Consider the following 7838-nt stretch of genomic DNA (forward strand, 5'->3'; position numbering starts at 1 on the left):
TTAGCGCTGTGGAACCACCCGATCCCATCCCGAACTCGGAAGTGAAACGCAGCTGCGCCGATGGTAGTGTGGCTCAAGCCATGCGAGAGTAGGTCATCGCCAGGGTTTACACCCAAAACCCCGCTGCTCACGCAGCGGGGTTTTTCTTATTAAGTGAAGGCACTGCATTTTCCGGGTGGCTTCCGCCCCAAGGGCAAGATCGCGAAGCTGGCGCTGCAAGCGCTGCTGCAACCGTCTCCCTGGTGAAATTAGCGCTGTGGAACCACCCGATCCCATCCCGAACTCGGAAGTGAAACGCAGCTGCGCCGATGGTAGTGTGGCTCAAGCCATGCGAGAGTAGGTCATCGCCAGGGTTTACACCCAAAACCCCGCTGCCGCCGCAGCGGGGTTTTTCTTTGTGCGCGGGAAACGCCGGTAGTGCCGGCCGCTGGCCGGCAAGCCGATGGCGGCACATCGCCCGGTAGATCCACGCCATGCGTGGATACCCTGCGCGAGGAAGCATGGGGCCAACCAAGGTTGGCCGCTACCAATCGATGCCGGCCAGCGGCCGGCACTACCGGTAGATCCACACCCGCCGTGGATGAGCCGCCGACAGCACGCAAAAAAAAGCGGCGCCCCGTGGGGCGCCGCTTGAACCTCAACGATGTTCAGTCGAGCAGGGCTCGCCCTTACTTGGCCGAAGCCTTGTCCTTCATCATCGCATCGCGGGCCGCCTTGAACGGGTTGCCTGCATACCAGTTCGGCCAACGATCACCACCGGCCAGCTCCTTGCCGACGCCGTACATCAACTGCAGGTCTTCGACCGTACCGTCCAGCTTCCAGGTGGACGCATCGAACTCGTCCTTCGGGCCGTGGTAACGGTTGGCACCATAGTCGGCCGCGGCCTTGCGGCCGGCGTCCACGCCGCCCTCGCGCAGGTCCTCGCCACCATCGGCGTACAGTGCCGGCACGCCGGCCTTGGCGAAGTTGAAATGGTCCGAACGGAAGTAGAAGCCGCTCTGCACCGAAGTCTCACCGTGCAGGGTACGGCCCTGGGCCGCAGCCAGCGGCTTGAGGATGTCTTCCAGTTCCGAGCTGCCGAAGCCGGTGACGGTCACGTCCTTGGCTCGGCCGGCCACCGACATCGCATCAATGTTGATCACACCGGCGATCTTGTCCAGCGGGAAGGTCGGGTGGGAGACGTAGTACTTCGAACCCAGCAGGCCGGACTCTTCCAGGGTCACTGCCAGGAACACCACCGAACGTTCCGGCTTCGGATCCTGGTGGGCCATTGCTTCGGCCACCTCAAGGATGCCCGCCACGCCGGTCGCGTTGTCGACCGCACCGTTGTAGATGTTGTCGCCGGTTTCACCCTCGTGCTTGCCCAGGTGGTCCCAGTGCGCCATGTACAGCACGGCCTCGTCGGCACGCTTGCTGCCCGGCAGCACGCCCACCACGTTGCGCGACTGCTTCTGCGCGATCTGGCTCTTCAGGTCGACCGCGGCGGTGGCCTTCAGCGGCACCGGCTTGAAGCCGCGCTTGCTCGCATCCTTGTAAGCCTGCGCCAGGTCCAGGCCGGCACCGGCAAACAGCGCCTTGGCGGCGTCGGCACTCAGCCAGCCCTGTACCGGAATACGGGCTTCCGGGTCATCCTTGGCCGGCAGGTCGTACTGCGGTCCGGCCCAGGAGTTCTTCACCACATCCCAGCCGTAGGACGCGCCGGCGGTGTCGTGCACGATCAGCGCGGCAGCGGCGCCCTTGCGGGCGGCTTCCTCGAACTTGTACGTCCAGCGGCCGTAGTAGGTCATGCGCTTGCCGTCGAACAGCTTCGCGTCGTTGACGTGGAAGCCCGGATCGTTGACGAACATCACGACCGTCTTGCCCTTCCAGTCCTGGCCGGCATAGTCGTTCCACTTCTGTTCCGGCGCATCGACGCCGTAGCCGACGAACACCAGATCGCTGGCATCAACCTTCACCTCGGCCTGGCCGGTACGGGTGCCGACCACCATGTCGGTGCCGAACTTCAGCTCGGTGGTCTTGCCACCCTGGGTGATCTTCAGCACAGTCGATGCGTCGGCCGTGGTTTCGGTCATCGGCACGTCCTGGAACCAGCTGTCGCCGTTGCCCGGCTGCAGACCGATGCGCTGCATCTGGTCGCGGATGTAGTTGACCGTCAGTTCCTCGCCCTTGCTGCCCGGGGCGCGGCCTTCGAATTCATCCGACGCCAGCGTCTTGACCATCTCGGCGAAGTCGCCGGCGTTGATCTCCGGGGAGAACTGGTGAGCGGCCGGCTTCGGGGCAGCGGCAGCGGTATCGGCGGCCGGCGCGGTGGCCGGCGTGGTTTCGCCTTTGCAGGCACTGAGCGCGGCCGCGGCGGCCAGGCACAGGAGGAGTTTGCGGGGCATCGTCTATTCCTGGAGAACAAAGGGCGGCCGCACGTCGCGCACGGCCGGTGTCAGCGAGTATCACCGAACCGGGCGGTCCGGTGCGCTCAGTCCGCCGGAGCGGTTTCGGTGTCGAACGGGATCGGCTCGGCGCCGGTAACCGGCCCGATACGGGCAGTGCGATGCACGTACAGCACCACCTCGCGTTCGAACTGGAGGGGGCCGCTGACAACGGCATTCGGGCCGACGATCACACGCGGCTTGCGGCTGGCGGTGAGCGAGACGCTGAAGTTCGGCTTGCGCACGTGCACACCGCCGTTGACCTGGGAACCGATGCCGACGGTGATGTCACCGTTGACGGTCTCCACATCCTTGCCGACGCGGCTTTCGACCAGGCCGATGCCACCGTTCACGGTCTCGACACCGCCTTCGATCTGGCTGCCGCGATCGGTGAAGATGCTGCCGTTGACGGTGCTGACGCTGCCGTGTGCGATCACCTCGCGGCCCAGGCGTACGCCGCCGTTGACCGTTTCAATCTTGCCGGTACGTGCACGGTCGGCCACCTTGACCCCGCCGTTGACGGTGTCGATGCTGCCGGTCTCGACGCCTTCGCCGACGCGGATGCCGCCGTTGACGGTATCCAGCTTGCCGTAGCGTTGGCCGGCGTCGGCGCTGATGCTGCCGTTGACCTTGCTGATGTTCTCCTGCGCACAGACCGGCCCGGTGGCCAGTAGTACGCCCAACAGCAGCGGAATGGAAAGAGTTTTCATGGCGACCTCGATGGATGTGCGGCTGGCAGGCCGCGTGCGGAGATGTCACCATTCCCCGGTACCCCCTGCAACTGCCTGAAGTCACTGGAAAGCCCTTGCGCGACAACGTCTTCCCATCACGCCGACATCACATCGCCGCTGCCCGCGGCGGGCGCTGGCTGCTGCTGGGGCTGGCGTTGGCGCTGGCCCTGCCGCTGCCCAGCGGTGCGCAGACCACCCGCGAGACCGAGCGCAAGCTGCAGAAACTGCGTACCGAACTGAAGGGCGTGGCGCAGGAGCGACGGCAGATCGAGGGCCAGCGCGGCCAGGCCTCGCAACAACTGCGCGAGGCCGACGAGAAGGTAGCCCGCACCGGCCGTGCCCTTGCGCAGACGGAAGCCGCGCTGCGCGAGCAGGGCCGCGCCCTGGCCGAAGCCGAACAGCGCCGCAACACCCTGCAGACCAACCTGGCCCAGCAGCACCGCGAACTGGCCGGGCTGTTGCGCGCGGCGTATCAGCTGGGCAACCACGCACCGCTGAAGCTGCTGCTGTCGCAGGACACGGTGGCCGATGCCAACCGTGCCCTGGCCTACCACCGCTACCTGCAGCGCGAGCGCGCACAGCGCATCACCACGCTGACCGCCGACCTGAAGGAACTGGAAGCGGTGCAGGCGCAGATCGCCGAGCGCAAGCAGAAGCTGCAGGGGGCGCAGCAGGACCAGAAGCAGCAGGCAGCCGCCCTGGAAGCCGATCGCCGCGATCGCGCAAAGACGGTGGCCTCGCTGGACGAACGCTTCAAGGACCAGCGCGAGAAGGAACAGGCGCTGGGCCAGGATGCCAAGGCACTGGAAACGCTGCTGGCGAACCTGCGTGCCGCCGCGGCCCGGGCCGAAGCCGAGCGCCGCGCCGCCGCGCGTCGAGCAGCCGCTGAAAAGGCTGCTGCCGAGCGTGCCGCACGCCAGGCCGCCGCGCAGGGCCGTCCGCCACCGCCGCCCACCAAGGTCCCGCCTGCCGTGGCCTCTGCGCCGGCGCCGAAGGTCGGTGGCCTGGGCTGGCCGTTGTCGGGCAACCTGCTGGCCCGCTACGGCGGAAAGCTGCCCGACGGCCGCACCAGCAGCGGTGTGCTGATCGGCGCGCCCGCCGGCAGCACCGTCACTGCCGTGGCCGACGGCACCGTGGTGTTTTCCGACTGGATGACCGGCTACGGCATGATCCTGATTGTCGATCACGGCAACGGCTACATGAGCCTGTACGCACACAACGACACCCTGCTGAAGGATGCCGGCGCGCGGGTCAGCCGTGGCGATGCGGTGGCCAAGGTCGGCAATTCCGGCGGCCAGGGCGTCACCGCGCTGTACTTCGAGCTGCGCCGTGGCGGGCAGCCGGTGAACCCCGACAGCTGGCTGCAGCGGCGCTGAATCCAGCGCCTCCGCGTGCAGGGCGGATTCAACGGGAATTTAGCTGTGCTTCGCGCATAATCGACGCATGTGCCTTGGGCACGATGCCAACGTCGACAGGAGTGATCCATGCGCGCAGCCCGTACCGCCACCCTCTTGCTGGCCCTGTTGCCGGCGCTGTCCTGGGCGCAGCAGACCGCGCCCGCCCCCAGCCAGGAAACCAGCGGGCAGGCAGCGAACAGCGAGGAGGCGGTGACCTCGAAGGTGCCGCTGGAGGACATCCGCCGCTTCGTGGCCGTGTACAACGCGGTGCGTGCCGCCTATGTCGACCCGGTCGATGACAAGAAGCTGATGCAGTCGGCCGTGCGTGGCCTGCTGCTCGACCTTGATCCGCACAGCACCTACTTCAACAAGGAAGACGCGCAGGCCTTCGACGAACAGGCCAACGGCGCCTACGAGGGCATCGGCGTGGAGCTGCAGCAGCAGCCGGACAACGCCAGCATGAAGGTGATTTCGCCGATCGACGACACGCCGGCGGCCAAGGCCGGCATCCTCGCCGGCGACCTGATCATTGCCATCGACGGCAAGCCGATCAGCGCGATCGATGCCAGCGAACCGCTGCGTGGCCCGGCCGGCAGCAAGGTGGTGCTGACCATCGTGCGCGACGGCAAGCCGAAGCCGTTCGATGTCAGCCTCACCCGCCAGACCATCCGCGTGACCAGCGTGCGCAGCCGTCTGCTGGAGCCGGGCTATGGCTACATCCGCCTCAGCACCTTCCAGGCCGATACCGGTTCGGACTTCCAGAAGCACGTGCAGCAGCTGCAGAAGCAGTCCGGTGGCCAGCTCAAGGGCCTGGTGCTGGACCTGCGCAGCAACCCGGGTGGCCTGCTGACGGCCGCCGTGCAGGTGGCCGACGATCTGCTCGACAAGGGCAACATCGTCAGTACCCGTGGCCGCATCAGCATCAGCGATGCCCGATTCGACGCGACCCCGGGCGACCTGCTGAAGGGCGCACCGGTGGTGGTACTGGCCGATGCCGGCTCGGCCAGTGCCTCGGAAGTGCTGGCCGGCGCGCTGCGCGACAACAAGCGCGCACGCGTGGTCGGCAGCCGCACCTTCGGCAAGGGCTCGGTGCAGACCGTGCTGCCGCTGGACAACGGGGATTCGGTGAAGCTGACCACGGCGCGCTATTACACGCCCAGCGGCAAGTCGATCCAGGCCACCGGCATCGTGCCGGACGTTGAGTTGAAACCCGCCCCGACGCCGGCCGACGATGCGCTGCCGGCCAGCCTGAGCGATTACAGCGAAGCGACCCTCCCGGGCCACCTGCGCGGCGACGACGAAGGCACCGAGGGCTACCACGCCGGCGCGGTGCTGCCGGGCGACGGCCCGATCAACGATGCGCTGGCCGAACTGAAGAATCCCGGTTCGGTAGCTGCACGGTTGAAGGCCGAAGCGGCCAAGGCAGATGCGGCCAAGGCCGCGAAGGCCGCTGCGGCGAAGCCGGAAACGAAGGCCGAGCCAAAGCCGGAAGCAAAGCCCGCACCGGCCCCGGCGCCGGCCAAGCCCTGACGGTAGCGCCGGGCCATGCCCGGCGCCGGCCCAAGGGCGGAAGAAGAAAACAAATGCCGGGCAGCGGCCGGCACTACCGGGCGGTCAGAACCCGTGCCGCTTGCGCAGCCGGCGCGCGATCGCAGCGCGCACGTACACGCCATACACCAGGCCAAACACGAAGCCGCCGATGTGGGCCCACCAGGCCACCATGCCGAAGCTCGGGCCGATATGGGCGAACACCACCTGCAGCGCGGCCCACACGCCGATCAGCAGGTAGGCCGGGGCACGCACGAACTCCAGGAACAGGCCAAGCGGGATCACCACGCCCAGCCGCGCACCCGGGAACAGGGCCAGGTAGGCGCCGATCAGCGCCGACACCGCGCCGCTGGCGCCGATGATGATCTGGTCCGGGCTGCCCATGGTGTAGATCGCCACCAGGTTCGATACCGCGCCGCCGACCAGGAACAGCAGCAGCAGCCGCCACGGGCCCAGCACCCGCTCGGCCGGCAGGCCGAAGATCAGCAGGAACACCAGATTGCCCAGCAGGTGCGACCAGTCCGCGTGCAGGAACAGGGCGGTGAACAGGCGAAGCACGCTGCCGTCCTGCAGCGTCGCCCACCAGTCGAGCGGGTGGGTCAGGCCGGTGGACAGGGCGCCCCAGTCCAGCCAGAGGCTGCCGCGGGCATCGTCCGGGCGCGAGATCGACCACAGGAACGCCAGCCACAGTGCCGCAAACAGCACGGGTGTGGCCCAGCGCAGGGCCGCCTTCTTGCGCGACGGGAGGGAGACGAACATGGCACTAGCCTAGCGTGCGGGCGCTTGCGACGGGGATTGTCCTGTTCAGCTTTTGAGACGAAAAAACCGCCTGCGCCGTTATTGTTTCATTAACGGCTCTGGGTAATACTCGCATACGGCGTCGTATGTCGGGAGGGGAATCCGGCGCGCTTCGACGGGCCTCCGGGCCTGCCGGGCGCAGGCGCACTCAGAGCACCATCACCGCTTACCGGAGAGAGAGAACTACGATGCAAACCGCTTCCACCATTGCCCGACTGACCCTGCTGGCCGTCGGCGTTGCCGGTGCGCTGGCCGCCGCCGATGCCAATGCTGCCGCCTTCCAGCTGAAGGAAAACAGCGCCAAGGGCCTGGGCCGCGCGTTCGCCGGCTCCACCTCGACCGAAGGTGACGCCTCGGTCATCGCCACCAACCCGGCCTCCATGCGCCTGCTCGACGGCACCCTGGTCCAGGGCGACGTCAGCGCCATCAGCTTCGGCGCCAAGTTCCGCGGCCAGGGCCAGTACGGCAACGGCGCGCCGATTTCCGGTGGCAACGGCGGCGACGCCGGCATGATCGCCCCGGTTCCGGCCGCCTACTTCCACCTGCCGTTCGGCGAGAAGGAGAACATGCACTTCGGCGCCTCGCTGACCGTGCCGTTCGGCTTCAAGACCGAATACGACCGTGACTGGGTCGGCCGCTACAACGGCGTCAAGACCGAGCTGCAGGCGATCGACCTGGGCGTGGCGTTCTCCTACGACGTCAACCCGTACCTGTCGTTCGGTGCGTCGGTGTTCGCCGAGCGCCTGAACGTCGACCTGACCAGCGCCGTCGATACCGGCACCGCGATCAACGCCAGCGCCCAGCAGAAGGCAGCCGCTGCCGTGCTGGCCGCCGGTGGTACCCCGGCTCAGGCCCTGGCCGCCTCGAGGCAGGCCGCTGCGGCCTTGGCCCAGCAGGGCTTCGCCCCGGGCACCGCCGATGGCTTCCTGCGCATCAAGGGC

At 67.6% G+C, this 7838-nt stretch carries 6 protein-coding genes and 2 rRNA genes; 5 read left to right on the plus strand and 3 right to left on the minus strand.

Annotated elements, in window-relative coordinates:
* Nucleotide 1 precedes the first annotated feature (1 nt).
* Together rrf (QRO91_RS21075) and rrf (QRO91_RS21080) are read left to right on the plus strand one after the other, a co-directional pair.
* Nucleotides 2–94 (plus strand): 5S ribosomal RNA (gene rrf, locus QRO91_RS21075).
* Between the two features lie 144 nt (nucleotides 95–238).
* Nucleotides 239–353: ribosomal RNA gene (gene rrf, locus QRO91_RS21080) — 5S ribosomal RNA — on the plus strand.
* Nucleotides 354–668: 315 nt separating this feature from the next.
* Here rrf (QRO91_RS21080) and QRO91_RS21085 read toward each other — a convergent pair.
* Entirely contained in the window at nucleotides 669–2384 is a 1716-nt protein-coding gene (locus QRO91_RS21085; protein WP_049426975.1) for a M28 family metallopeptidase, read from the minus strand.
* Nucleotides 2385–2470: 86 nt separating this feature from the next.
* Complete coding sequence (locus QRO91_RS21090) at nucleotides 2471–3133, minus strand: hypothetical protein (RefSeq protein ID WP_049426973.1); 663 nt, start codon at nucleotides 3131–3133, stop codon at nucleotides 2471–2473.
* Between the two features lie 95 nt (nucleotides 3134–3228).
* On the opposite strand from QRO91_RS21090, the gene QRO91_RS21095 reads away from it, so the two are divergent.
* Nucleotides 3229–4530 (plus strand): murein hydrolase activator EnvC, encoded by a 1302-nt coding sequence (locus QRO91_RS21095; protein ID WP_049426970.1) that lies wholly within the window; start codon nucleotides 3229–3231, stop codon nucleotides 4528–4530.
* Between the two features lie 108 nt (nucleotides 4531–4638).
* Nucleotides 4639–6081 (plus strand): S41 family peptidase, encoded by a 1443-nt coding sequence (locus QRO91_RS21100; RefSeq protein WP_049426968.1) that lies wholly within the window; start codon nucleotides 4639–4641, stop codon nucleotides 6079–6081.
* A gap of 84 nt (nucleotides 6082–6165) precedes the next feature.
* Here the strand turns inward: QRO91_RS21100 and QRO91_RS21105 are convergent, their stop codons facing one another.
* Entirely contained in the window at nucleotides 6166–6858 is a 693-nt protein-coding gene (locus QRO91_RS21105; RefSeq protein WP_005407784.1) for a rhomboid family intramembrane serine protease, read from the minus strand.
* A gap of 227 nt (nucleotides 6859–7085) precedes the next feature.
* Between QRO91_RS21105 and QRO91_RS21110 the strand changes: the two genes are divergently transcribed.
* The coding region (locus tag QRO91_RS21110; RefSeq protein ID WP_285310550.1) for an outer membrane protein transport protein at nucleotides 7086–7838 on the plus strand (753 nt) is incomplete at its 3' end.

This window comes from Stenotrophomonas maltophilia group sp. Smal32 (assembly GCF_030237085.1).
Classification (GTDB): domain Bacteria; phylum Pseudomonadota; class Gammaproteobacteria; order Xanthomonadales; family Xanthomonadaceae; genus Stenotrophomonas; species Stenotrophomonas maltophilia_Q.

Excerpts from the sequence above, each read along its gene's own strand:
- QRO91_RS21085 (WP_049426975.1), bottom strand. The coding sequence starts at position 2,384 with ATGCCCCGCAAACTCCTCCTGTGCCTGGCCGCCGCGGCCGCGCTCAGT.
- QRO91_RS21090 (WP_049426973.1), bottom strand. The coding sequence starts at position 3,133 with ATGAAAACTCTTTCCATTCCGCTGCTGTTGGGCGTACTACTGGCCACC.
- QRO91_RS21100 (WP_049426968.1), top strand. The coding sequence starts at position 4,639 with ATGCGCGCAGCCCGTACCGCCACCCTCTTGCTGGCCCTGTTGCCGGCG.
- QRO91_RS21105 (WP_005407784.1), bottom strand. The coding sequence starts at position 6,858 with ATGTTCGTCTCCCTCCCGTCGCGCAAGAAGGCGGCCCTGCGCTGGGCC.